The organism is Pseudomonas entomophila, from assembly GCF_023277925.1.
Lineage (GTDB): Bacteria > Pseudomonadota > Gammaproteobacteria > Pseudomonadales > Pseudomonadaceae > Aquipseudomonas > Aquipseudomonas entomophila_D.
On the sequence record NZ_CP063832.1, the window covers coordinates 120,240 to 143,311 of the forward strand.

The 23,072-nt window shown below is 65.9% G+C and carries 23 protein-coding genes; 6 read left to right on the forward strand and 17 right to left on the reverse strand.

Features of this window, described 5'->3' with window-relative positions; all coding sequences use genetic code 11:
• Nucleotides 1–26: 26 nt before the first annotated feature.
• On the reverse strand, nucleotides 27–284 hold the full coding sequence (locus IM733_RS00520; protein ID WP_248919078.1) for a DUF3077 domain-containing protein: 258 nt from the start codon (nucleotides 282–284) through the stop codon (nucleotides 27–29).
• 124 nt (nucleotides 285–408) lie between these two features.
• Nucleotides 409–651, reverse strand: coding sequence for a hypothetical protein (locus tag IM733_RS00525; protein ID WP_011532209.1), 243 nt, complete (start codon nucleotides 649–651; stop codon nucleotides 409–411).
• A gap of 564 nt (nucleotides 652–1,215) precedes the next feature.
• Here IM733_RS00525 and pcaQ point away from each other — a divergent pair.
• Entirely contained in the window at nucleotides 1,216–2,148 is a 933-nt protein-coding gene (pcaQ, locus tag IM733_RS00530) for a pca operon transcription factor PcaQ (protein ID WP_248919079.1), read from the forward strand.
• Here the strand turns inward: pcaQ and IM733_RS00535 are convergent.
• The 11 genes from IM733_RS00535 to IM733_RS00585 all read right to left on the reverse strand — a co-directional run bounded on the left by IM733_RS00535 (nucleotide 2,139) and on the right by IM733_RS00585 (nucleotide 13,674).
• On the reverse strand, nucleotides 2,139–3,485 hold the full coding sequence (locus tag IM733_RS00535; RefSeq protein WP_248919080.1) for a TolC family outer membrane protein: 1,347 nt from the start codon (nucleotides 3,483–3,485) through the stop codon (nucleotides 2,139–2,141). The two genes, pcaQ and IM733_RS00535, sit on opposite strands and share 10 nt — an antisense overlap.
• Nucleotides 3,455–5,026 (reverse strand): DHA2 family efflux MFS transporter permease subunit, encoded by a 1,572-nt coding sequence (locus IM733_RS00540; RefSeq protein ID WP_248919081.1) that lies wholly within the window; start codon nucleotides 5,024–5,026, stop codon nucleotides 3,455–3,457. The genes IM733_RS00535 and IM733_RS00540 overlap by 31 nt, the downstream gene beginning before the upstream one ends.
• The gene (locus IM733_RS00545) at nucleotides 5,023–6,090 is read right to left on the reverse strand and encodes an HlyD family secretion protein (protein ID WP_248919082.1); all 1,068 of its coding nucleotides are present in this window, start codon (nucleotides 6,088–6,090) and stop codon (nucleotides 5,023–5,025) included. Before IM733_RS00545 ends, IM733_RS00540 begins: the two co-directional genes overlap by 4 nt.
• 73 nt (nucleotides 6,091–6,163) lie before the next feature.
• The gene (locus IM733_RS00550) at nucleotides 6,164–6,964 is read right to left on the reverse strand and encodes a DUF3050 domain-containing protein (protein ID WP_248919083.1); all 801 of its coding nucleotides are present in this window, start codon (nucleotides 6,962–6,964) and stop codon (nucleotides 6,164–6,166) included.
• Nucleotides 6,965–7,004: 40 nt separating this feature from the next.
• A complete protein-coding gene (locus IM733_RS00555; RefSeq protein ID WP_248919084.1) occupies nucleotides 7,005–7,976 on the reverse strand; it encodes a fatty acid desaturase in 972 nt (323 codons plus the stop codon).
• A gap of 10 nt (nucleotides 7,977–7,986) precedes the next feature.
• The gene (locus IM733_RS00560; RefSeq protein WP_248919085.1) at nucleotides 7,987–8,814 is read right to left on the reverse strand and encodes an SDR family NAD(P)-dependent oxidoreductase; all 828 of its coding nucleotides are present in this window, start codon (nucleotides 8,812–8,814) and stop codon (nucleotides 7,987–7,989) included.
• Nucleotides 8,811–9,956 (reverse strand): acyl-CoA dehydrogenase family protein, encoded by a 1,146-nt coding sequence (locus IM733_RS00565; protein WP_248919086.1) that lies wholly within the window; start codon nucleotides 9,954–9,956, stop codon nucleotides 8,811–8,813. The genes IM733_RS00560 and IM733_RS00565 overlap by 4 nt, the downstream gene beginning before the upstream one ends.
• 4 nt (nucleotides 9,957–9,960) lie before the next feature.
• The gene (locus tag IM733_RS00570; protein ID WP_248919087.1) at nucleotides 9,961–10,404 is read right to left on the reverse strand and encodes a type II toxin-antitoxin system RatA family toxin; all 444 of its coding nucleotides are present in this window, start codon (nucleotides 10,402–10,404) and stop codon (nucleotides 9,961–9,963) included.
• Between the two features lie 10 nt (nucleotides 10,405–10,414).
• Nucleotides 10,415–11,656, reverse strand: a complete 1,242-nt coding sequence (locus tag IM733_RS00575; protein ID WP_248919088.1) for an aspartate aminotransferase family protein — start codon at nucleotides 11,654–11,656, stop codon at nucleotides 10,415–10,417.
• A gap of 23 nt (nucleotides 11,657–11,679) precedes the next feature.
• Entirely contained in the window at nucleotides 11,680–12,753 is a 1,074-nt protein-coding gene (locus IM733_RS00580; protein ID WP_248919089.1) for an SDR family oxidoreductase, read from the reverse strand.
• 186 nt (nucleotides 12,754–12,939) lie between these two features.
• Nucleotides 12,940–13,674 carry an AraC family transcriptional regulator gene (locus IM733_RS00585; RefSeq protein WP_248919090.1) on the reverse strand — a complete coding sequence of 245 codons (735 nt, stop codon included), beginning with the start codon at nucleotides 13,672–13,674 and terminating at the stop codon, nucleotides 12,940–12,942.
• Nucleotides 13,675–13,932: 258 nt separating this feature from the next.
• Here IM733_RS00585 and IM733_RS00590 point away from each other — a divergent pair, with 258 nt between their 5' ends.
• The 4 genes from IM733_RS00590 to IM733_RS00605 all read left to right on the forward strand — a co-directional run bounded on the left by IM733_RS00590 (nucleotide 13,933) and on the right by IM733_RS00605 (nucleotide 16,191).
• On the forward strand, nucleotides 13,933–14,661 hold the full coding sequence (locus tag IM733_RS00590; protein ID WP_248919091.1) for an FKBP-type peptidyl-prolyl cis-trans isomerase: 729 nt from the start codon (nucleotides 13,933–13,935) through the stop codon (nucleotides 14,659–14,661).
• A gap of 283 nt (nucleotides 14,662–14,944) precedes the next feature.
• Nucleotides 14,945–15,385 carry a YkvA family protein gene (locus IM733_RS00595; RefSeq protein WP_248919092.1) on the forward strand — a complete coding sequence of 147 codons (441 nt, stop codon included), beginning with the start codon at nucleotides 14,945–14,947 and terminating at the stop codon, nucleotides 15,383–15,385.
• Nucleotides 15,386–15,475: 90 nt separating this feature from the next.
• Complete coding sequence (locus tag IM733_RS00600) at nucleotides 15,476–15,820, forward strand: helix-turn-helix domain-containing protein (RefSeq protein WP_248919093.1); 345 nt, start codon at nucleotides 15,476–15,478, stop codon at nucleotides 15,818–15,820.
• Nucleotides 15,817–16,191, forward strand: coding sequence for a hypothetical protein (locus IM733_RS00605; RefSeq protein ID WP_011532716.1), 375 nt, complete (start codon nucleotides 15,817–15,819; stop codon nucleotides 16,189–16,191). The genes IM733_RS00600 and IM733_RS00605 overlap by 4 nt, the downstream gene beginning before the upstream one ends.
• 109 nt (nucleotides 16,192–16,300) lie before the next feature.
• Here IM733_RS00605 and IM733_RS00610 read toward each other — a convergent pair whose 3' ends face one another.
• Together IM733_RS00610 and IM733_RS00615 are read right to left on the reverse strand one after the other, a co-directional pair.
• Entirely contained in the window at nucleotides 16,301–18,052 is a 1,752-nt protein-coding gene (locus tag IM733_RS00610; RefSeq protein ID WP_248919094.1) for a bifunctional diguanylate cyclase/phosphodiesterase, read from the reverse strand.
• A 108-nt stretch (nucleotides 18,053–18,160) separates the two neighbouring features.
• Complete coding sequence (locus IM733_RS00615; protein WP_248919095.1) at nucleotides 18,161–20,242, reverse strand: carboxy terminal-processing peptidase; 2,082 nt, start codon at nucleotides 20,240–20,242, stop codon at nucleotides 18,161–18,163.
• A 142-nt stretch (nucleotides 20,243–20,384) separates the two neighbouring features.
• Between IM733_RS00615 and IM733_RS00620 the strand changes: the two genes are divergently transcribed.
• Entirely contained in the window at nucleotides 20,385–21,347 is a 963-nt protein-coding gene (locus IM733_RS00620) for an NAD(P)H-quinone oxidoreductase (RefSeq protein WP_248919096.1), read from the forward strand.
• A 68-nt stretch (nucleotides 21,348–21,415) separates the two neighbouring features.
• Here IM733_RS00620 and IM733_RS00625 read toward each other — a convergent pair whose 3' ends face one another.
• Together IM733_RS00625 and IM733_RS00630 are read right to left on the reverse strand one after the other, a co-directional pair.
• Nucleotides 21,416–22,069 carry an HAD family hydrolase gene (locus tag IM733_RS00625; protein ID WP_248919097.1) on the reverse strand — a complete coding sequence of 218 codons (654 nt, stop codon included), beginning with the start codon at nucleotides 22,067–22,069 and terminating at the stop codon, nucleotides 21,416–21,418.
• 13 nt (nucleotides 22,070–22,082) lie between these two features.
• A complete protein-coding gene (locus IM733_RS00630) occupies nucleotides 22,083–23,072 on the reverse strand; it encodes an ABC transporter ATP-binding protein (protein ID WP_248919098.1) in 990 nt (329 codons plus the stop codon).

Genomic DNA, 23,072 nt, shown 5'->3' on the forward strand with positions numbered 1-23,072 from the left:
GACACCCAGACCGAGCCGTTCCGGCCTCAGTGCCTCATACCCAGCTCCGCATCATCCATCAGCGCCTTGGCCAGCGCGCTCAGGTAATACGACGCCCAGAGCAGTTGTGGCTTTTCTTCCATGATCCCGGCAATGGTCAGGTCGCGCACGCAGCCCATCAGATCCGAGGCTTGTTCGCGGGCGTGCTGGCAGGGGATGCCGGGTTTGATGCAGAACAGTGGGACGGTCTGGCCTTCGCCTTGGTAGAACTTGGTTTTGCCTGCGGTGGTGTCGTCTGTGGTCATTGTTTTTCTCCCCGAAGTTGTCGGTGCCTGGGTGGGCCCTTTCGCCAGCAAGGCTGGCTCCTACAGGTGTAGCGTGGCGTTCTTCGTAGGATCCGGCTTGCCAGCGAACAGGGCCGGGCGCGGGCTAGTGCAGCGTCTGCGGAGCCTTGGGCATCTGCACCTGGATCAACGCCGACTCGAGCAACACGCGCAGCGATTCGACTTCGTGGATCGACGCCATCATCAGGATCGTGGCCGGTGATCTGGGCTGGGCATGCACGGCCTGATGGGCCACGGTCAGTGCACACAGGGCGTACTCGGTGGCCTGGATGAGGGTGTCTTCGAGGGAGTGAGGGTTGTGGGGTGGATCGGGAACAATCTTAAGCATGTGGTCGGCCTCTATAAGGGCCGCTACAGGCTTGCTGTCAAACAAGTGGGTGGCAGCTGTACATGGGTTGACAGACCGGCAGGCAAACCAAAACCCGGCGCACATGAAGTGCCCCATGCACAGCAGCCATTGAGGGCTAAGCCATGTAGTTTGACTGATCGGCCTGTCAAAGCCGGTCGCTGATTCAAGCGCCCCGCCGAGACTAGAGCCGTGCCAGAACGACCGCAACGGAAAAAGGGCGGCGGGAGTATGTTTGGGAAATGGACTACAAGGAAGGGGTTAAATCTGATTTCAGAGCCTGAAATGCAATCCCATCGAGGCGTGGCATATCCCTGGCTCCACACTAACCTCAAGCCTTGCGCGATCCCTGTGGGAGCGGCCTTGTGTCGCGAAAAGACTGCATTGCAGCCCCTGGATCTCAGTATCAATGCAATGATCGCTGGGGCCGCTTTGCGCCCCTTTCGCGACACAAGGCCGCTCCCACATGGGCAAACGTAAACTACAAAAACGCTGCAAGACAGCCGCTCCCACAGGGCTTGTCGTTTTACGGATACACTGCCGGGCATGAACCTCGACACCCGCATCAAGTACCGCCACCTGCTGTGCTTCCTGGAGATTGCCCGGCAGGGCAGCCTGGCCAGGGCCGCCGACGTGCTCGCCATCAGCCAGCCGGCGATCTCCAAGACCCTCAAGGAACTGGAAGACCTGCTCGAGACGCGCCTGTTCGAGCGCTCGCGCAACGGCGTCGCGCTGACCCCGGCCGGCACCCGCTTCATGCGCTACGCCGGCCCCAGCGTGCAGGCCCTGCGCGAGGGCGTGGGCAGCGTGCGTGGCGAGGCGCGCGCGCCGTCGCAGGTGCGCATCGGCGTGCTGTCCACCGTCGAAGGGTTGCTGATGCCGGAGGTGCTCTGCCGCCTGCACCAGCGCCACGAGGCGCTGGTGATCAGCGTGGTGACCGGGGTGAGCGCGCAACTGCTCGGGCAGTTGCACCTGGGCGAACTGGAACTGGTGGTCGGGCGCATGACCGACAGCCCGCAGATCCAGGGCCTGTCGTTCGAGCACCTGTACAGTGAATCGATGGCCCTGGTGGTGCGCCCAGGCCACCCGCTGCTGGCCAGCACCCCGGTGGAGCGGGCCCAAGTGGGGCGCTACCCGTTGGTGCTGCCGCCCCAGGGCACCACCATTCGCCAGCATGCCGACAGCCTGTTCGTGCAGTGCGGCATCCCGCTGCCGGCGCAGCGCCTGGAAACCTTGTCGCTGGCCCTGAGCCGCCGCTACCTGCTGGGCAGCGACGCGCTGTGGGTGGCGCCGCGCGACGCGGTGCTGCTCGACCTGCGGCGCAACGAACTCGCCGAGCTCGACCTGGGCGTGCGCGAGCCGGGCGGCTCGGTGGGCATCTGCCGCAACGCCGCCTTGCCGCAGAGCCTGCCGGCCCAGTGGATGTGCGAGGTACTGCGCGAGGTGGCCGGGCAGTACCGGGATGGCGATTACCCCTGAGCCGGGCGGGTGAGCAGGGCACTGAGGCGCTTGAGGTTGTCGTCGCCCAGGCTGCCGCTGGCCGCCATCAGGCGCAACTGGGCCTGCAGGATGGCATAGCGCTGGCGGGCCAACTGTAGGGTGGTGCGGGTCACCTGCTGTTCGGCGTCCACCACGTCGCTGCTGATCCGCGCGCCGGCTTCGAAGGCGTGGGTGGTGATCTGCAGGTTGCTCTGGCTGGAGCGTAGCGCCTGCTGCAGGGCCTGGTACTGGCTGAGCCCGCCGGTCAGGTTGAGGTAGGCCTGGCGGGCCATGAAGTCGGCCTCGCGGCGGGCATCTTCCAGTTCATCCTCGGCGGCGCCGTGCAGGGCGCGGGCCTCGCGGGTGCGGCTCTGGGTGCCGCCACCGGCGTACAGCGGCACGCTCAGTTGCACGCCGACCACGGTCTGGGTGTACTTTTCCTCGGGCACGGTGACGTCGTAGAGGCTGCCGCCGACCGAGGCGAAGCGCCCGTGGGCGGCCACCAGGTCGAGGGTTGGCAGGTGGCCGGCCTGCTGTTTCTCCACCTCCTGCTCGGCGATCAGCCGGCGCACTTCGGCGGCCTGCACCTTGAGGTTCTGCGCCCGGGCCTGTTCGGTCCAGGCCTCCATGCGCGCCGGTTGCGGGCCGCTGAAGGCCACCTGGTCATCCAGCCGCGCCAGCTCGCCGGGGTCGCTGCCGATCAGCCGCGCCATCGCCTGTTGCTGCAGGCGCAGGGCGTTGCCGGCGGCGATTTGCTCGGCCTGGGCCAGGTCGTAGCTGGCCTGGATGCGCTGCACTTCGTTCTCGGTGCCCGAGCCTTCGCGGCGCAAGCGTTGCGCCTTGTCCAACTGCTGGCCGAGGTTGCGCACCTGCTGGTGGCTGGTGTGCAGCTGGTCTTCGGCCAGCAGCAGTTCGAAGTAGGTATCGGCCACGCGCAGCATCAGGTCCTGGCGCGCCGCCAGCAGGTCGATCTCGCCGGCGGTGGCCTGGGCCTTGCCCTGGGCATGGCCGATGACGTTCTGCCAACGTAGCAGCGGCTGGACCAGCACCAGCGCGTAGGCGTTGGAGTTGTCCTTGTCGCGCTGAGCGCCGCCGCTGTGCTCGCGGTCGACCCAGGCCGCGCCGCCTTCCAGCGACAGGTGCGGCAGCAGCGTCGCCAGCCCCTGGGGGGCTTTCTGCGCCGCGGCCTGCTGGCGTTGTTGGGCGGCGGCGTAGGCCATGTCGTGGTCCACGGCCTTGAGGTAGGTCTGGTACAGGTCGCTGGCCTGGCCAGGGTTGGCACAGAGCGCCAGCAGCGCCAGCGCGGCTACGCGGATTCGAGGGCGGTGTCCGGGCATGTCGCAGATTCCTTTGCGGGTTGAGGCTTGGGGGTCCTGGGGTTGCGCATCATCAGCACCATGGGCACGCCGACCAGCATGACCGCGCCGAGCAGGCCGAAGAGCATGCTGAAGCCGAGCATCTGTGCCTGGTCGCGGGCTTCGAGGAAGGCCAGCAGGGTGTTGGCCTGGCCGGGGTCGAGCAGGTCGGTGGACAGGCGCCTGGGGTCGAGGTTGGCGACCTCCCAGCCGCCGGCGAGCAGACGGGTTTCGTCGACGTGCTCGGACAACTGCCGGTAGCGCGACCAGGAAAAGCGCGTGAGCAGGGTGGCGGCGATGGCGATGCCGACGCTGCCGCCGAGCTGGCGCATCAGGTTGAGCACGCCGGAGCCGACCGAGATCAGCCCTTGCGGCAATTGGCGCATGGCCAGGTTGGTCAGCGGCACGAAGATCATGCCCAGGCCGAAGCCACGGATGACCAGTGGCCAGAACAGCGTGTCCGGGTTGCTTTGCAGGGTGAACTGGGTGTGCAGGTACATGGCGTAGCCGTAGATCAGGATGCCCAGGCAGATGAACACCCGCTCGTCGATACGGTTCTCCTGGGACAGCTTGCCGATCACCAGGGTGCTGACGGCGCTGGCCAGCGCGCCGGGGAAGATCACCAGACCGCTTTGGTAGGCGCTCTGCTCGAGCAGGGTCTGCAACAGCAGCGGCACCATGAACAGGGTGCTGTACAGGCCGAAACCCACGCAGAACGCGCAGACCGACCCCAGCAGGAACTCGCGGTGGGCGAACAGCGACAGGTTGACGATCGGGTTGGCGACTCGCCGCTCCCAGTAGCAGAACCCCGCCAGGCCGAACCCCGACAACAGCAGGCACAGCACGGTGAGGTCCGACTCCAGCCAGTCCCAGTGCTCGCCGCGCTCCAGTAGAATCTGCAGGCTGCCCACCCCAAGGGCGAGCAGGATGAACCCGAGATAGTCGATGCTCTGCGGGCGCCGCTCGTGGCGTGAATCGTCCACGCACAGCCAGGCCAGCAGCAGGGCCAGCGCGCCGATCGGCAGGTTGATCAGGAAGATCCAGTGCCAGGAAAACGCATCGATCAGGTAGCCGCCCACCGATGGGCCCAACGTCGGCCCCATCATCACCCCGACACCGTACACCGCCATGCCGGCGCTGACCTTCTCCTTGGGGAACACGTCGTAGATGATCGCCTGGGAGATCCCCAGCAGGCCGCCGCCGGCCAGGCCCTGGACCACCCGGCACAGCACCATCTGCCACAGCTCCACCGACAGCGCGCAGCCCAGCGAGGCGACCACGAACACGGCGGACGACACCAGGTAGTAGGCGCGCCGGCCGAACCAGGCCGACAGCCAGCCGCTGGCCGGCAGGATCACCACGTTGGCGACGATGTAGCCGGTCGACACCCAGGAGATCTCGTCCACCGACGCTCCGTAGCTGCCCATCAGGCTGGGGATCGCGACGTTGACGATGGTCACGTCGAGCAGCTCCATCATCGAGATCAGCGTGACCGTCAAGGCCACCAACCAGGGTGATTTCATAGGGTCTGGCCCTTGTCGTCACGGGTGTCGACCTCGACGAACACGCTCATGCCCTGGCTGATGGCGTCCTTCAGCCCGGCGGGCAATTCCTTGAACTCGATGCGCGTCTGTACCCGCTGCACCACCTTGGTGAAGTTGCCTGTGGCGTTCTCCTGGGGCAGCAACGAGAAGCGCGCGCCCGTGGCCGGCACCAGGCTGTGCACCACGCCTTCGAAGGTCTGGCCGGGGAAGGCGTCGACGCTGATCCGCGCCGGTTGGCCGACCCGCACGCGGCCGATCTGGGTCTCCTTGAAGTTGGCCACCACCCAGACGTGATCGGTGCTCACCAGGCTCAGCAGTTTCTGCCCGGCCACCACGAACTGCCCGGGCTGCACATCCTTGTGCACGATGAAGCCGGCCCGTGGCGAGGTCTGTCGGGTGTCTTGCAGGTTGATGCGCGCCAGGGCCAGCTCGGACTCGGCGGCCTTGATGCGGTATTCCTCCACCTTGAGTGCCGCCTGGTTGGCCAGGGTGCCCTCACGGGCGGCGTTGGAGTTGTCGCGCGCGCCCTGCAATTGGTGGCTCAGGGCGCTGTAGCGGGCGCGCGCGGCTTCCAGGTCCTGGGTGCTGACCACACCCTGTTGGGCCAGGCGCTGGGTGCGCCGGTAGTCGCTGTCGGCCTGTTCGACGTTTGCCACCAGCTGCCCGATCATGGCCTTGGCGGCCTGGCTGCGGGCGACGGCGCCGCGCACCTGGCTGTCCATCAGCCCGGGCATGCCGCCCTGGCCAGTGGCTACCAAGGCGCCGAGGTAGTTGGCCTCGGCCCGCTCCACACGCTGGTGGTATTCATCCTCGCGCACCTGGAACAGCAGGTCGCCTTTGCCTACCCGAGTGTTTTCGCGCACGGGTACCTGGACCACCACGCCGCTCAGCTTGGCGCGGATCGGGATGATGATCCCTTCCACTTCGGCGTTGTCGGTGCTGACGTACTGCCGCGCATACTGCCAGCGCTGCCAGCCCAGCAGCGCCAGGCCCGCGAGCACCGCCGAGCAGACCGCCAACTTGGCATGCTTGCCTTTCAACATGGCATACACCCTCGTTCGTGTTGCAAGGGGACAGGGACCCTTGCCCGCCGCAGCGGTGGGCAAGGGCATGGGTTCACACGGCGGCGGCGACGCTCGCCTGGCGGGCCTTGTGCGTCGCGCGCTGGTCGAGCTGTTCGAGTACGCCCTGCCACAGCAGCGTGCGGGCGACCAGGGCGTCGCGCGCGCTGTGCACCAGTTCTTGCTGCTGCTCTGGCTGGTCGACGATCTCGGCGATGATCCGCTTGGCCGCCGGGCCGTGGTCGTCGCCATCCATCTCGATGTGGCGCTTGAGGTAGTAGGTCAGCATCGGCACGTTCGACTCGTCGATCGCCCATTGCTCGAGCAGGCGGCCAAACATGTCGGGGATGATGTCTTCGCGGCCGAAGAAGAAGTACGCCAGCACCTGCACGGTCGAGCCATTCAGGGCCACGTCCAGGGTCTTGCTGACGAACACCCGGGCCGGCGCTGGAATGTCGGCGCTGTCCAGGGCATGGGCCAGGGAAGTGCCGGCCTGCAGCAGGGCCTGGAAGTGGCGGAACGGCCCGGTGTCGGCGCCGATCTCGTCCATGGCCTGCAGGTACAGCTCCAGGTGGCTGATGAAGCCGCCGCCCGGGCGCTCGTCGGTTTCCTCGCCGGTGACGATCTCGTTGATCAGGCGCGCGGCCAGGGTGTGGCGCGGTGGCAGCCAGGGCAGGTCGACGCAGGTCAGGTCGCGCTGGATGCGCTTGAGCAGGGTCATGAAGTCCCAGACGGCGAACACGTGGTTCTCCATCAGCAGGCGGACATCCTCCACTGTGCTGATGCGGGCGAACAAGGGGTGTTCCAGCAGGGTGCGGCGTTCATGCTGGATCAGGTTATCGACTTCGAAGGACATACTCGGCTCCATGAGTGTGATTGTCGTGTGTTGGGGCATTTCAGTGTTCTTGTGGGGCCTGCTGCGCAACCGTCTGCCAGGTGCCGGAGTAGGGGAAGCGCGCCTGGCAATAGCGCAAGGCGCCGAAAAAGCGGGGCTCGAGCAGCGCCCGGCGGCCTTCGTACCAGCCGCTGGCCAGCAGTTGCCGGTGCAGCTGCGGCAGGCGCCAGCACGGCACCCGTGGGTACAGGTGGTGTTCCAGGTGGAAGTTCGAGCCCAGGTGCAGCAGGGTGCTCATCAGGTCGGTGCGCGAACGGGCGACCGGCTGCTCGACACCGACGTCGAAGGCATGCTCCTGGTAGGCGTTGAGCGCCGACACCAGCAAGGCGACCAGCAGGCAGGCCAGCAGGGCCGGCAACAGCACCGGCCAGCGCATCACCAGCCACAGCCAGAACAGCGGCCACAGCACCTGGCAGGCCAGGTTGAACCTGGCCAGCAGGCGGATCTGCCCGGCCGGCAGCGGCAGCGCGCCTTCGACCTTGGCGCCGGGCAGGGCCAGGCGCAGGGTCTGCAGCAGGTAGCGCGCGGTGGCATGCAGGCGCGACACCAGCAGCCGGGTCGCGGCCAGCCGGTAGCGCCGCAACAAGCGCCAGTCCGGGTCCTTGGGGCCGCCGTTGTAGCGGTGATGCTGCCAGTGGTCGACGAAGTAGCCGGTGGCGCAGAAACCGCACAGCAGCGAGCTCAGCAGCACCGCCAGCAGGCAACTGAGCAGGCGGTTGTGGCTGAGGTTGAAGTGCAACCCCTCGTGCCCGAGGATGCCTTGCACGAACAGGCCGTAGCCGGCCGGCAGCAGCAGCGGCCAGGCCAGCAGCCACGCCCAGGGCGCCTGTTCGGCGGCCACCACGAACAAGGCCAGGGGCACGCCGAACAGCAGCAGCGCGTAGCCGATCACCAACGCCGATTCCAGCGCCGATGGCGTGAGCAGGCGGCGGTCCGGGCGCAAGGTGGGCTTGTCCAGCGGCAGGTGCTTCATCGGCCTGGCCTCAGTCGATCAGTTCGGGCTTGAGCGCCAGTTGCCCGGCCTTGCTCAAGCTGCGCAGGCGCAGGCCGATGAAGGCGTCGACCAGGCTCGGCAGCCAGCGCGCGGTGTACATCGCCACGCTACCGAGGAAGGTCAGGCCACGGTTGCGCAGGCCGTGCTTGAGGCAGGCCCGCAGCAGCCCGTTGCTGGCGTCGTCGAGATTCTCCTCCAGCGACAGCAGCACGCGGTCACCCCGCTTGAAGCTGACCAGGCGCTTGACCGACAGCCCCACCCGCTCGGCCGGGTCGTGGATGGCGGTGTCGATGAAACCGGGGAACACCGTGACCACGTCCAGTTGCCCCGGGTACTGCATGCGCAGCACGTCGGAGTAAGCGCTCATGGCGCGTTTGCTGGTGGCATAGGCGGCGACATAGGGCGCGTTGACCAGGGCGAACAGCGAGGACACGTTGACCACCTTGCCGTGGGTGCGCAGCAGCGCCGGCAGGAACCGCGCGGTCAACTGCCAGGGCGCCAGCAGGTTGACTTCAAGCGCGCGGCGCACTTCATCGTTGACCCCGGTTTCGCCACGCTCGAGGGTGAGCACGCCGGCGTTGTTCACCAGGATGTCGATGTCGCCGAAGCGCTGCTGGATTGCATCGACGGTCTCGTTCACTCGGGCCTGGTCGCACAGGTCGAGCTGGAAGTAGGCGTCGAAGTCCACGGCGGCCTGCGGTTCGAGGCGATCGATGCCGATCACCGTCGCGCCCTGGCGCTTGAGTTTGCGCGCCGTTTGCAGGCCGAGGCCGCGCGCCGCGCCGGTCATGACGACGATCTTGTTGTGCAGTTTCACGGGTTGGCTCCCTTGGCGATGCTGAAGGTGGCGGTGTGCAGGTAGTGGTCGAGGTTGGCCGACATGCTGAAGCGCCCCGGCGGGTGGAATTGCAGGCCGCGGGTGCTGTTCAGCCAGTTGCTGGTGTCGTTGGAGCGGATGAACGCCAGGCCGCCCAGCATCTGCTGGGCCAGGTCCGAGGCCCGGGCCAGCTGTTGCTCGATGCCGTAGCGGGTCAGCAGCAGGCGCGCCAGCAGGTCGTCCGCGCCGTCGTCCAACTGCTCGACTTCATGGGCCAGGCCTTCGACGGCGCTCAGGCACAGTTGCAGCTGGCTAGCCAGCTCGACACGTTGCTGGTCGTTCCAGCGCCGCTCGCCGACCACGGTCTCGGCCATCCCTAAGCAGGCGCCCAGGTAGGTGGCGCAGATCAGCAGCTCGAACCAGACGAAGCCGATGGTCTGCACTTCGCCCAGCTGCGCCTTGAGCCCGGCCGAGAAGATCATCTTGTCGCTGACGTAGACGTCCTCCAGGCGCAACTCCAGGCTCTGCGCCCCGGCCAGCGCGCTGTTGGCCCAGAACGGGTGGCGGCTCAGGCCCGGCGCGGAAGCCGGAATCAAGGCGATCATCAGCTCTTCACCCTGGTCGGTGTCGCGGCTGAAGCTGGCGGTCAGCAAGTCCATGGAACTGGCCAGGCTGCAGGGTTGCTTGCTGCCGTTGAGGCGCACACCGTCGGCCAGGCGCACCGCATCCATGCCGGCATCGAGAATGCCGCCACCCGGCACGCCCTCGGCGAAGCCCGAGGCCACCAGCAGGCGTTGCTGGGCAATGGCCGACAACAGCAAGCCTTCGGCGCCCGCGCCCTTGGCCGCCACGGCGACCAGGCTGGCGACGGAGAACTGGTGCATGGTGCTGGCGATCGCCAGCGAGGGCGACAGGGCGCCGATGGCCACCTGCACCCGTACCGCCTCGAGCGCCGTGGCACCCAGGCCGCCAGCCGCCTTGGGCACCAGCAGGCCCACCGGGCCGGTGCGCTTGAACCAATCCACGACCGGGCTGCCGTGGGCTTCGCGCTGGTCGAAGGGCAGCTCCGCCAGCAAGCGGGCGAAGCCGGGGGCGAAGTGTTCCAGGGTCTGCCTGGATCGCTGTAGCAATGACAAGGGCATTACATCAATCCTTGATATGACTGTTCGGGAACAGGCCATTGATGATGGCGCTGATGTTGTCGCGGATCGCCTGGCGGGCCACGGGGTCGAGCATGTCGGCGAGCATCGGCATGCCCAGGTCGAAGCAGGAGTGGAAGGCGATGCTGGCGCCCTCGGGCGCTTCGCTGACCTGCCAGTACCCCGAGAAGTGGTCGATGTCGCCGGCGGTCTGGCGGAAGTGGATGTGCAGGTTGGCGGGGTCGAAGACATCGCGCTCCTGCCACTTGAGAATGCCGCTGTGGAAGTTCACCTCCCAGTTGCTGAGCACCTGGTTGTCGTCGATCGATTCGATCTCGATGTTGCGCACCGACTCGCACAGTTGTGGGTACAGGCTGAAGTTGCTGATGGCGGCATACACCTGCTCGGCGCTCTGGCTGGGAACGTAGGCGTTGAGGCTGACTTCTTTCATGTCGCTCTCCTTATTGGGCGAAAGTGCGGGCGAGGGCGGTGGCGAGGCCGTCGAGCAGCCAGGCCACATCGCTGTCGCTGTACAGCGCGGGCGGGGTCAGGCGGATCACCCGGTGATCGTTGAGCGAGTGGTTGACCACGATGCGCTGGTCGATCAGGTGCATGACCATGTTGGCGGCCAGCCCGGCGTCGGCGAACTCAAGCCCCAGCAGCAGGCCGGCGCAGCGCAGGCGCACCTGGTCGGCGCGGGGCTGTTCGCGCAGCACGGCTTGCAGGCCGTTTTGCACCTGTTGGCCCAAGGCTTCGGCCCGCGCCACCAGGTTGTCGCGCTGCATGACCTCCAGCGTGGCCAGCACCGCGGCCATGGCCAGCGGGTTGGCACCGAAGGTAGTGGTGTGCATCAACGGGTTGCGGTTGAGCGGTGCCTGGATGTCGGGGGTGCAGACCATGGCGCTGACCGGCACGCAGCCGCCGGACAGGCTCTTGCCCACCAGTAGGATGTCGGGCACCACGCCTTCGTGGTCGCAGGCCCACCAGCGCCCGGTGCGGCCCAGCCCCGACTGGATCTCGTCGGCGATCAGCACCGCGTTGTGGCGGTCGCACAGGTCGCGCACCTGGCGCAGGTAGCCGGGCGGCGGCAGGATCACGCCGGCTTCGGCCTGCACCGGCTCGAGGATCACGCAGGCCCGCTCAGGCAACCCTTCGAGGGTGTGACGCAGCGCCTCGACATCGCCAAACGGCACGAACTGGCTCTCGCCCAGGCGGTTGGCGAACGGCGAGCGATAAAGCTCCCGGCCGGTCACCGCCAGCGCGCCCAAGGTCTTGCCGTGGTAGCCGCCGACGGTCGAGATCACGTGCTTGCAGTCGTTGAGCCAGGCCAGCTTGAGCGCCGCCTCGGTGGCCTCGGTGCCGGAGCTGCAGAAATACACGTACTGCAAGTCGCCGGGGCAGACCGCGGCCAACGCGGCGGCGGCCCGGGCCTGGTAGGGGTTGAGCAGCAGCTTGCTGGCCAGCGGATGGCTGTGCAGCTGGTGGCTGACCCGCTCGAGCACGTCGGGGTGCCCGTGCCCCAGCAGGAACACGCCGTAGCCGCCGGCGTCCAGGTAACGATTGCCCTGGCTGTCGAACAGGTACACCCCGGCGCTCGAGGCCTCGATCGGCAGGTTCATCATCGAGGCCAGGCGGGCGTAGCCGGCGTTGACGTGATCACGGTACTGCTGCTGGATCAGCGCCGAGTCAAAAACATCGGGCATTGTGCTGAAGCTGTTCATCGTGCTCAGGCCTCCAGGGCGACGTCGGCGCGGCGTTGCGCCGGGGTGGGCACTTTCAGCATGCGTTGCATGGCCGAGAGCTTGGGCGACAGGCGAGCGAGGGTGAGCGCCAGCTCTTCGCGCGGCGAGCGTTGCGCCAGGCGCCTGGCCGGCAGCAGCTGGGCCAGCGAGCTGGGGAGTGGCTGCAGCAGGCTGGCGTAGCGGCACAGCTGGGTGGCCCGGCCAAGGGCCGCGCGGATGTTTTCCTCAAGCGCAGGCAGGAACACCGGGCGCACCAGGCGCTCGTAGATGTCGGGGTTCATGCAGCGCGGGCGCTGGAACGGCTTGCCCTGCTGAGCCATCTCGGCGCACATCAGGTCCAGCAGCGTGCGGATGTCCAGCGCTTGCGGGCCATTGCTGAGGAAGTAGTCGTCGCCGATCAGGCGCTGGTCCAGCGCGCTGACGATGGCCGCGGCGGCGACGTCGCGGGCGATCACGTCGACCCGCCCGTCCTCGGGGCACGGGATGATCGGCAGGTAGCCCGACATCATCAGCCCCATGGTCAGGTGGAAGCCTTGCAGGATGGGCATGTGCCCGGTCTGGCTGTCGCCGATGATGATCGACGGGCGGAAGATCGACACCGGGACACCTGCCTCGCGCACCAGGGTCTCGGCCTGGCGCTTGACGATCTCGTAGGGCGTCGAGGGCATCACGCCGGGGTGGTAGTCGCACGGGTGGGTGAACGCGGTGCTGATGTGGTAGAGCGGCACCTGGGCGTCGCGCACCAGCTGCAGCACCTGCTCGGTACCCTGGTAATTGACCGAGAACACGGCTTCGGCGTGGCCGTCCAGGCGGGTGATGGCGGCGCTGTGGATCACCCAGTCGATGCGTGGCAGCAGGGCCAGGTAGTCGGCGGCGCTCAGGCCCAGGCGTGGTTGGCAGATGTCGCCGCGCAGGGTCTCGACGCCGGGGTGGCGAATGGCGCTGCGCCGGGTCAGGCAGATCAGGTCGTAGCGCTCGGCCAGTTGGTCAATCAGGGTATCGCCCAGTACGCCGGCACCGCCGGTAAGGAAAACAGTCATCCGTGAGGGACCGGACATGTGCTTGCACTCCTTGCTCGCAGAAAGTGGGTGAATTGGCAGTTTTCATGGGCGGCCGCCCGCACGCCTGTGCAAGCGACCACGTGATCGAAACGAAGAAAAAAGCCGGCCTGGGCCGGCGGCAATGCCTGCGCTAGGAAGTGGAGATCCCGATCAGCGGAGGTCGGAAGGGATGATGGCGTTTCACTACTGCTGATTCTTGAACGAATCGCTCGTATTGCGTAGCACCACGGCGACGCGGCTGGGCGACATCCCGACCATGCGCCGCATCATGCGGGTGAGGTGGGCCTGGTCGGCGAAACCGCCGGCCATGGCCGCGTCGCTGAGGCTGGCATCGTGGGCGAGGGCGTGGCAGGCACGCTCGAGCTTGCGCCAGATGATCCATTGCGAGAGGGGTACGCCCATGTGGCGGGTGGCGAAGAAACGCAGGCGCGGGCTGGAAAGGCCTACGGCGCTGGCTGCGCGGGAGATTGCGCCGATCCCCGCGCAATCGTCGCGCAACAGGTGCAGGGCATTGGAGAGCCGGGGGTCGAAGGCATCGTCGGTCACCAGCAGGCGCTCCAGGGTCTCGACCACCTCCTGGAAGCTGTCGGCCTGGCGGATGCAATTGACGATCTCGGCGCTGGCCACTGCCGTGCCGCTGGCGTCGACCAGGGCATTCAGCGCCCGGCCCAGTGGCGCGTCGGGGTAGAGATAGAGGAACGCGATGCGGTCGGGGCTGGGCAGGGAACGGTGGTCGACGAAGGGGCCGATGATCACCCCGGCCCCGGTCAGCGTGCGGCCGGCGAGCTCCACGGTGATGTCGCCGCGCAGGCCGATGCAGAGCTGGATGGCAACATGGGCATGGGCGCTGGTCTGGTCGGCCTTGCCGGTATAGCCCAGCCAGTAGTCACCGAAAGTCACCTCGCCATCCCATCTCATCGCACGTCCCTGAAGCCCGTCCCTGACAGGCTGGCCATCCCTCGGCCAGCCGTTGAATCGCCGGCAATGATAGCGGTCTGATATATGCCGGTCGATACAATTCGCAACATATAATCATTTGCACTGACGCTGACCGTTTCAGCACTGGAACTTCTTGGACTTTTGTCGCTCTCATGCCGGTAGCCATTGGTCGTGGCCGCCTGATAAGCTCGCGGCTTTACCCTGATTGCCCCTATGGCGCATGAACAAGGAAATAGCATGAAACAGCATCGTTTGGCGGCTGCGGTTGCCCTGGTAGGCCTGGTCCTGGCCGGTTGCGACGCCCAGACCAGCAGCGTCGAGCTGAAGACTCCGGCACAGAAAGCCTCCTACGGTATCGGCCTGAACATGGGCAAGAGCCTGGCTCAGGAAGGCATGGACGACCTGGACTCCAAAGCCGTCGCCCAAGGTATCGAAGACGCTGTCGGCAAGAAAGAACAGCGCCTGAAGGACGAAGAGCTGGTCGAAGCCTTCAGCGCCCTGCAGAAGCGCGCCGAAGAGCGCCTGGCCAAGGCCAGCGAGGAAGCGGCCGCCAGCGGCAAGAAATTCCTCGAGGAAAACGCCAAGAAAGCAGGCGTGGTCACCACCGCTTCCGGCCTGCAGTACGAAGTGGTCAAGAAGGCCGACGGCCCGCAGCCCAAGCCAACCGACGTGGTCACTGTCCACTACGAAGGCAAGCTGATCGACGGCAAGGTATTCGACAGCTCCGTCGAGCGCGGCAGCCCGATCGACCTGCCGGTCAGTGGCGTGATCCCGGGCTGGGTCGAAGGCTTGCAACTGATGCACGTCGGCGAGAAGTACAAGCTGTACATCCCGGCTGAACTGGCCTACGGCGCCCAGAGCCCGAGCCCGCTGATCCCGGCCAACTCGGTACTGGTGTTCGACCTGGAACTGCTGGGCATCAAGGACCTGAGCAAGGCTGAAGTCGAAGAAGCTCCAGCCAAGTAAGCCCCGGCTTGCAATCTCTGGCGCCCCGTTTCGACGGGGCGCCGTCGTTTTCAGGGGCGCTTGACGCGAACGGATGGCCTGCGTCACTGTCGCAAGCAATGCCGGGGCGTGAACGCGGGTGTTGTTGTCGCAAAACGTTTGCGTCATTGAAACGACTGTGTAAAAAACGCCCGATCCGTGCCCGGCCCTTGCCTGACGGGCACCTTGTGCCGTGAAGGCGACCCTGTTCACAAGGTTATCCACAAATTTTGTGGATAACCTTCCTGGCTCCTCTGGAGGTTTCATGAGCGCACCCTGGAATTTTGCCCGCTTCCTGCCACTGGCCGAGCGCCTGCTCAGCCGCGGGCGCTTGCCGGCGCTGCTGTTCGCCGTGGCTCGCAAGGGCCCCAAGCTTGGGCAATTGCGCGAGGATGTGCGGCTGATGCAGGCGTTGTGCCTGGCCTGGTGGCGTGGCGAGTACCGTGCCGTGAGCCCCAAGGCGCTGGTCACCATCGTCGCCGGGCTGCTGTACTTCGTCAGCCCGTTGGATGCGATCCCGGACTGGTTGCTCGGTGTGGGTTTGCTCGACGACATCGCCGTGCTGGGCTGGGTGCTCAAGACCGTCGCCGACGAACTGGGCCGTTTCAAGGCCTGGCGCGACAACCAGGCCCCGGAGAAACTGCGGGTGGTCGAGCGCCTGCCGAAAACCCCTGAAGCCCTGCGCTTGGAACGACCTGGCAACTGAGTTCACCGGATCCCCAAGGTTGGTAATATAATTGGCATAAGCGTTATGCCTACGGATTACATGCCGTGATCCAACGTCAAGGGGGTTGTTATGGGTATTCAGGTCATCAGCCGGGACGGTCAGCCCGAGTACGCCGTCGTGCCCTGGGAGCAGTACCAGGCGCTGCTCGTGGCCGCAGGCCAGGCACCTGCCAGTACATCAAGCGCCACCGACAACAGCGAAAGCACACCTCAGAACGCCAGCTTGTCTTCATTGGACCAGCTGGCGTCGTTGCGTCAGGCGAAGGGGCTTGCGCCTGAACAACTGGCGCGCACGGTTGGCATCAGCCCGGCTTATCTCGCCATGATCGAGGCCGGCGAGCGTCGCCCGGATGCGGCGATCCTGCGCAGCCTGGCTTGGCACCTGGGTGTGGCGGGCTGGAGCGAACCGTCATGAGCCAGGTCAGGATCAGCCGTCAGCAATGGGAGAACCTGTTGACCGAGCTCGACCTGGCCCGCCGTCAACGCCACCTGCTCACCTACCGGGCGCTGCTCGAGCGTCTGCAACTGCCCAGCCCGGCCATGCAGACCCTGACCGCCGCCCTGGAGTACCTCGCCGTGCTCGATGCCCGTGCCGAGCAACCCTTGCGCAGCTCGCTGGTGATCAGCCAGGGTGCCAGCCGCTTGCCGCGCACCGGGTTCTTCGAGTGTGTCGAGCGGCTGGGGCGGTTCTCGGGGCCGGTGGATGGCATGGAAGCGGCGTCCTGGCATGCGTCCGAGGTGGTGCGGGTGTTCGAGTACCGCTATCCGGAAGCTGAGCGGGCCTGAGGCGCGTGCCACGGGAGCACGCAACACACCTCTGTAGGGGCGGTTTTAGCCGCGATGCAGGCAACGCGGTACCTGGCACCCGCTGCGCGGGTGATCGCGGCTAAAGCCGCTACAGCGTGGTATCGATCAGGCTCAGGCTCGGCCCGCGGGTATCCTTGGCCTGGCGCTTGGCCTGGGAGGCCAGCTCCGCCAGTTGCCCGGCATCCAGCTCGAGGCTGCTCTCGGCCGCCAGCCACACCACCCCGATCGAGAGTGACAGCAACGCAAAGGTTTCGCGCTGCCCCTGGCGGTTGTGCGAGGTGAAACACCCAGCCTCCAGGTGTTCGCTGCGGTAGAAGCGCCGGCACTGCCGGGCAAAGGCTTCCAGCAGCAGTTGCAGACGTGCCTGCCAGTCCCTGGACCCCAGCACCAGCATGAAGTCGTCCCCGCCGATATGCCCGACGAAGTCACGGCTCGGGTCCACGCAATCGTTCAGGCACTGGGCCAGGCACAGCAGTACTTCATCGCCCCGGGCGTAGCCGTAGATATCGTTGAACGGCTTGAAGCTGTCGATATCGACGTAGCACACCGCCGCCTCGCGCCGCTGTTCCAGCACACGGGCCAGGCACTGCTGGATCGGCACGTTGCCCGGCAGCAGGGTCAACGGGTTGGCATGCCGGGCCTGCTGGAGCTTCTGCTCGGTGATCAGCTTGAGCACGTCGATTACCCGCCCCAGCCCCAGGTAACGGCCGCTCTGGGTAATGATGAAATCTTCCTCGATACGCTGGCGGGCACGGCTGGTGAGCAGGCGGCTGACCTGTTGCAGCGATTGGCCGCGCTCGACGGCCAGGTAGTCCTGGCTCATCAGCCGGCTGATCGGCTTGCGCGCGAACAGGTCGGTACCGAAGGGCTTGAGCAGTGCAGCGGAGAGCGAATGGCGATGCACGATGCCGCAGGGCTTGCCGCGCTCGTCCAGCACTGCCAGGGAGTTCAGGTTGGCCTGGCGGCGAAAGGCCTCGAGCACGTGTTGCGTGGCAGTGTCGAGGGTCACCGCCGGTTGCTCGATGAGCAAGGCGCTGAGGTCGCGGCTGTCTTCGCCCAGGGCCACGCCGCTACCCGGCGCCTGGGGCAGCAGGGTGAGGGTGTCGCGTGGTGGAAACTCCTGGGGACGGCCAAGCAGGTAGCCCTGAACCAGGTCGACACCCATCTCGCCGAGCACCGTCAGTTCCTCTTTCAGCTCGATACCCTCGGCGATCACCTGGGCGCGGGAGGCGCGGGCGATCTGCAGGATGGAGCCGACGAATTCGCGCTTGAGCGGGTCAAGGTGAATACCGTCGATGAAGTGGCGGTCGATCTTCACGTAGTCGGGGCGCAGTTCTGACCACAGGCGTAGGCTCGAATAGCCGGCCCCGAGGTCGTCGAGGGCGATGGAGAAACCCATGTCACGGTAGTGGTGCAGGGCGTTGTACAGCAACTGGAAGTCTTCGGTGGGCGTCTGTTCGGTCAGCTCGATGACCACGCGGCTGGGCGGCAGGCCGACCTGTTCGAGCATCTTCAGGGTGCGCCCGGACGGGTAATGGGGTTCGAGCAGCGACTCCGGCGAAATGTTGAGGAACAGTTTGCCCTCAAGGCCTTGCTCGCTGAAGCGGCGGCAGGCGCTTTCGCGGCACAGTACTTCCAGCTCGCTCAGGCGCCCGGCCTGGCGGGCGATGGCAAACAGGTTCAGGGGCGAGTGCAGCGGACTGTTGGATGGGCCGCGGCTGAGGGCTTCGTAACCGAGGATGCGGCGTTCGGAAAGGCAGACGATGGGCTGGAACAGGCTGTGGACGCTGCGTTGAGCCAGGATGGCGCTCAACGCGCTAAGCTGTTCGGTGACGGTCATGGACTGCTTCCTGAATGAAAAAGGGCCGGACGTTTGCACGTCCGGCCCTTCTATTTCACGACAGCCCGATGACTGTTTGATGACAGGTCACATTATTCTGCCATCACGTCAATGCTTGGCCACCGAAGTGCTCAGGCCCAGGTAGTCGAGCAGGATGCGGCCCGTCTCGGACAGGTAGGCGTCGTCCTCGGGCTTGGTGTCTTCCGGTTCGGCGGGCAGTGCGTCCTCGTCTTCCTTCTTCAGCTCCTTGAGCGGCTCCTCGCCCTTGGCCTTGCGGCGGATGTTCTCCAGGGCCAATTGCTTGGTCTCGATCTCGTCGTGGCGGGCGCGACGCTCCTGTTCGTTGAGACTGACGGTCTTCTCGTTCATCAGCTTTTGCGTCAGCGCCAGGCGGTCGCGGATGTAGACGAACTCGGCATCCTTGTCGCTACGCGCGTCATGCTGTGCCTTGAGCTGGGCCAGGAATGGCTTGAACGGGTCGGAAGCCGGCTTGACCACTGGGCGGATGGTGTCCCATGGCATGGCTTCAGGCAGCGCGCTTTCGCCGATTTCCTTCGTGTCAATAATCGACGGGTAGGCGATGTCCGGCAGCACGCCCTGGTGCTGGGTGCTCTGCCCGGAAACCCGGTAGAACTTGGCCAGCGTGAGCTTGAGCTCGCCATGGTTGAGCGGCTGGATGGTCTGTACGGTGCCCTTGCCGAAGGTCTGGCCACCGATGATCAGCGCGCGGTGGTAGTCCTGCATGGCACCGGCGAAGATCTCCGAGGCGGACGCCGAGAGGCGGTTGACCAGCAGCGCCAGTGGCCCCTTGTAGAAGGCGCCGGGGTTCTCGTCCTCGAGCACGTCGACACGGCCGTCGGCGTTGCGCACCAGCACGGTCGGGCCTTTCTCGATGAACAGGCTGGTCAGTTCGGTAGCTTCCTGCAGTGAGCCGCCACCGTTGTTGCGCAAGTCGATGACCACGCCGTCGACCTTTTCCTTCTGCAGCTCGGTCAGCAGCTTCTTCACGTCGCGGGTGGTGCTCTTGTAGTCGGGGTCACCCGCGCGGTAGGCCTTGAAGTCGAGGTAGAAGGCCGGGATCTCGATGATCCCCAGCTTGTAGTCGCGGCCGTCCTGCTTGAGCTTGAGCACCGACTTTTTCGCCGCCTGCTCCTCGAGCTTCACGGCTTCGCGGGTGATCGCGACGATCTTGCTGGTCTGGTCGTTCGGTGCGTTGCTGGCCGGGATGACCTCCAGGCGCACCACCGAGCCTTTCGGGCCGCGGATCAGCTTGACCACTTCGTCCAGGCGCCAGCCGACCACGTCGACCATTTCCTTGTTGCCCTGGGCGACGCCGATGATCTTGTCGGCGGGGGCGACCTGCTTGGTCTTCGCTGCCGGGCCAGCCGGCACCAGGCGTACGATCTTGACCTGGTCGTTGTCGCTTTGCAGCACCGCGCCGATGCCTTCGAGCGACAGGCTCATGTTGATGTCGAAGTTCTCGGCGTTATCCGGCGACAGGTAGTTGGTGTGCGGGTCGTAGGACTGGGCGAAGGTGTTGATGTAGGCCTGGAAGATGTCTTCGGCACGGGTCTGGTCCAGGCGCGACAGTTGGTTCTTGTAGCGCTTGGTGAGGGTTTCCTGGACCTGCTTGAGCTCCTTGCCGGAGATCTTCTGGCGCAGCACCTCGTCCTTGACGCGCTTGCGCCACAGGTCGTCGAGCTCGGCCTGGTTCTTCATCCATGGGGCGTCCTTGCGGTCGACCAGCAGGTCTTCCTTCACCGTGAAGTCGATCTTGTCGACGCCTTTGTTCAGTTCGCCAAGGGCGAAGTCCAGGCGCTGCTTCACGCGATCCAGGTAACGCTTGTAGATGGTGAAGCCGGGGTCGAGATTACCGCTCTTGAGGAAGTCATCGAATTGAGTTTTCCACTTGTCGAACTCGGCGATGTCCGCGGCGGTGAAGTAGCTGCGCGAGGGGTCGAGCAGCTTGATGTAGCTGTCATAGATGATGACCGAACGGGCGTCGTCCAGTGGCGGCTTGCTGTAGTGGTGGCGCTTGAGCAGCTCGACGATGTTGAGGCTGGCGACGACCTCGTCGCGGTCTGGCTGCAGGCTGTCCCACTTGTTGGCGGCGGCCGCATTGCCACCGAGCGTGAGGCTGCCGAGCCCGATCACCAGGGCGAGGGCGGTGCTGGGGAGGAAATGCTTCATGCTGATTCGACGTGGAGGCAATTGATCACGCATAGTAGGCCGTCTTTTCCGTTCGCCGGTTCCATGAAACCGGACGCATACTGCAAAAAGCCTGGGACGTGCTCGCCCAGGCTCAGTCATATGATTCAACTATGGAGGCACTGTGAAGGCATTGCAAGGCGTTGACGGACATGTGGCCTGGGTCGAGGCCGATCGTCCGGCCTGTGACGCGGGGCAGGTGCGTATTCGCGTGGCCGCTGCAGGGCTGAACCGCGCTGACCTGTTGCAGATGAAGGGGCTGTATCCGCCACCGCCAGGCGCCAGCCCGTACATGGGCCTGGAGTGCGCCGGTGTGGTCGAAGAGGTCGGTGCCGGCGCCGACTGGCGTGTGGGCGACCGGGTGTGTGCACTGCTGGCCAGTGGGGCCATGGCCGAGGAAGTGGTGGTCGATGCCCGCCATGTGCTGCCGGTGCCCGAGGGCCTGAGCCTGCATGAGGCGGCGGCGCTGCCAGAGGTGTATGCCACGGCCTGGTTGAACATTTTCCAGCTCGGTGGCCTGAAGGCCGGCGAGAAGGTGTTGGTGCATGCCGGCGCCAGTGGCGTGGGCTCGGCGGCCATCCAGCTGTGCAAGGCTTTTGGCAGCCCGGTGTGGGTCAGCGTGGGTTCGCCGGAGCGCCTGGCTTACTGCCAGGGCCTGGGCGCGGCGGGCGGCGTGGTGCGCAACGCCAACCTCGACGAACTGGAGCAGCTTGGGCCGTTCGATGTGATCCTCGATCCGGTGGGTGCTGGTTACGGGCAGTTGAACCTCAAAGTGCTGGCCCGCGACGGGCGCTGGGTGATCATTGGTTTGATGGGCGGACGCAAGTTCGAGCTGGACCTGGCGCTGGTGCTGGGCAAGCGTCTGGAAATCACCGGGTCGACCCTGCGCAACCGGGACGATGGGTTCAAGGCCGAGTTGCTGCGCGAGCTGCAGCAACAAGTGTGGCCATTGTTCAGTGAAGGACGGTTATCGCCGCAGCTGGTCGATACCTACCCGGTGGAATTCGCCCAGGCGGCATATGCCGAGCTCGAGAGCAACCAGGTATCGGGCAAGCTGGTCATGGTGATCGATCCGAGCCTGCGCTAGGCCTGTTCGCCGGCAAGCCGGCTCCTGCAGGTTCCGTGTAGGAGCCGGCTTGCCGGCGAACAGCGGCGTCACGACCAGCTCAGGATCGGCCAGCCATTGATCTGGGCATGCTCACGCAACACTGAATCCGGATTCACCACATGCGGGTGATCCACCTTCAGCAATAACGGCAAGTCGTTCCTTGAATCGGAATAGAAACTCGCCCCCTCCAGGTTCTCCTGCTCCTGGTCCAGCCACTCCAGCAACCGAGTGATCTTGCCTTCACGGTAGGTCAGCACGCCGTGGGTCTTGCCGGTAAACACTCCGTTCATCGCCTCCAGCTCGATCGCCAGGTATTCATCCACGCCCAGGCGTGCCGCGATCGGCCCCACCAGGTGCGTACCACTCGCCGAGATGATCAGGATCCGGTCGCCACGCTTGCGGTGCTCGGCGATGCAGCGGCAGGCATCGCCATAGATGATCGGCTCGATCACATCCTCCACCCACGGTTCGACCAGGTGCTCGACCTCTTCCAGCGTGCGCCCGGCGATGGGCTCCAGGCTGAAGGCCATGTAGTCCTCCATGGCCAGGTGGCCCTTGCCGTAGGCCTCCATCAGGTCATGGTCGCGCTTGAGGAACGCCTTGCCGTCGACCCAGCCCAGCCGGGCCATCTGCTCGCTCCACAGCGATGCACAGTCGCCATGGATGAGGGTTTCGTCCAGATCGAAAATTGCCAGTGCCATGCGTTTGTGCTCCTTAGGCTACTTCCCGTAGCGCCGTGGGGTCGATCGACAAGGATACCCGCTGGCCGTCGGTGTGCAGGTCGGCCGCCGAACGGTTGAGTACGTCGACCACCAGTTCCACGCCGCGAACCTGCACCCGATAGCGGATGACGTTGCCCAGCAGGCTGTGGCTGCGCACCTCGCCGTCCAGCTCACCGTTCAAGCCGAGGGTGATGGACTCCGGGCGGATGGCCAGGCGGCTGGCCACCGGGCGTTGCAGCAGGCGGCTGGCGCTGTCGGCGTCGAGCAGGTTGTAGTTGCCGATGAAGCCCGCGGCGAACAGGTCGACGGGGGCGGTGTAGAGGGTCTCGGCATCGCCGCTCTGGACGATGCGGCCCTGGTTCATCAGGACGATGCGGTCCGACATGGTCAGCGCTTCTTCCTGGTCGTGGGTGACGAAGATGGTGGTCAGCCCCAGCTCGCGCTGGATCGCGCGGATCTGTTCGCGCAGGTGCTTGCGGATGCGCGCATCCAGCGCCGACAGCGGCTCGTCGAGCAGCAGCAGGCGCGGGCGGGTAACCAGCGAACGGGCCAGGGCGACGCGCTGGCACTGGCCACCGGACAGTTGATGCGGGTAGCGCCCGGCAAAGCTGCCCAGCTCCACCAGCTCGAGCACCTCGCGCACCCGGGCCTGGCTTTCGTCGGGTCTGACCTTCTGCATGCGCAGGCCGAAGGCGACGTTCTGCTCCACGGTCATGTTGGGGAACAGCGCGTAGCTCTGGAACACCATGCCGATCCCGCGCTTCTGCGGGCTGAGCGGGACGATGTCCTGGCCATCGAGCAGGATGCGGCCGTTGTCCACCGGCGTCAGCCCGGCGATGCAGCGCAGCAGGGTGGACTTGCCACAGCCGGAGGGGCCGAGCAGGGTGACGAACTCGCCACGCTCGATCTGGCAGTCGATGTTCTCGAACACCGGGCTGCCGGCGTAGCTTTTTTGCAGTTTCTGTACGCTGACGAAGCTCAT

Coding starts and splice junctions, on each gene's coding strand:
- IM733_RS00520 (WP_248919078.1), bottom strand. CDS start 284: ATGACCACAGACGACACCACCGCAGGCAAAACCAAGTTCTACCAAGGC.
- IM733_RS00525 (WP_011532209.1), bottom strand. CDS start 651: ATGCTTAAGATTGTTCCCGATCCACCCCACAACCCTCACTCCCTCGAA.
- pcaQ (WP_248919079.1), top strand. CDS start 1,216: ATGAACCTCGACACCCGCATCAAGTACCGCCACCTGCTGTGCTTCCTG.
- IM733_RS00535 (WP_248919080.1), bottom strand. CDS start 3,485: ATGCCCGGACACCGCCCTCGAATCCGCGTAGCCGCGCTGGCGCTGCTG.
- IM733_RS00540 (WP_248919081.1), bottom strand. CDS start 5,026: ATGAAATCACCCTGGTTGGTGGCCTTGACGGTCACGCTGATCTCGATG.
- IM733_RS00545 (WP_248919082.1), bottom strand. CDS start 6,090: ATGTTGAAAGGCAAGCATGCCAAGTTGGCGGTCTGCTCGGCGGTGCTC.
- IM733_RS00550 (WP_248919083.1), bottom strand. CDS start 6,964: ATGTCCTTCGAAGTCGATAACCTGATCCAGCATGAACGCCGCACCCTG.
- IM733_RS00555 (WP_248919084.1), bottom strand. CDS start 7,976: ATGAAGCACCTGCCGCTGGACAAGCCCACCTTGCGCCCGGACCGCCGC.
- IM733_RS00565 (WP_248919086.1), bottom strand. CDS start 9,956: ATGCCCTTGTCATTGCTACAGCGATCCAGGCAGACCCTGGAACACTTC.
- IM733_RS00570 (WP_248919087.1), bottom strand. CDS start 10,404: ATGAAAGAAGTCAGCCTCAACGCCTACGTTCCCAGCCAGAGCGCCGAG.
- IM733_RS00575 (WP_248919088.1), bottom strand. CDS start 11,656: ATGCCCGATGTTTTTGACTCGGCGCTGATCCAGCAGCAGTACCGTGAT.
- IM733_RS00580 (WP_248919089.1), bottom strand. CDS start 12,753: ATGTCCGGTCCCTCACGGATGACTGTTTTCCTTACCGGCGGTGCCGGC.
- IM733_RS00585 (WP_248919090.1), bottom strand. CDS start 13,674: ATGAGATGGGATGGCGAGGTGACTTTCGGTGACTACTGGCTGGGCTAT.
- IM733_RS00590 (WP_248919091.1), top strand. CDS start 13,933: ATGAAACAGCATCGTTTGGCGGCTGCGGTTGCCCTGGTAGGCCTGGTC.
- IM733_RS00595 (WP_248919092.1), top strand. CDS start 14,945: ATGAGCGCACCCTGGAATTTTGCCCGCTTCCTGCCACTGGCCGAGCGC.
- IM733_RS00600 (WP_248919093.1), top strand. CDS start 15,476: ATGGGTATTCAGGTCATCAGCCGGGACGGTCAGCCCGAGTACGCCGTC.
- IM733_RS00605 (WP_011532716.1), top strand. CDS start 15,817: ATGAGCCAGGTCAGGATCAGCCGTCAGCAATGGGAGAACCTGTTGACC.
- IM733_RS00610 (WP_248919094.1), bottom strand. CDS start 18,052: ATGACCGTCACCGAACAGCTTAGCGCGTTGAGCGCCATCCTGGCTCAA.
- IM733_RS00615 (WP_248919095.1), bottom strand. CDS start 20,242: ATGAAGCATTTCCTCCCCAGCACCGCCCTCGCCCTGGTGATCGGGCTC.
- IM733_RS00625 (WP_248919097.1), bottom strand. CDS start 22,069: ATGGCACTGGCAATTTTCGATCTGGACGAAACCCTCATCCATGGCGAC.
- IM733_RS00630 (WP_248919098.1), bottom strand. CDS start 23,072: ATGAGCTTCGTCAGCGTACAGAAACTGCAAAAAAGCTACGCCGGCAGC.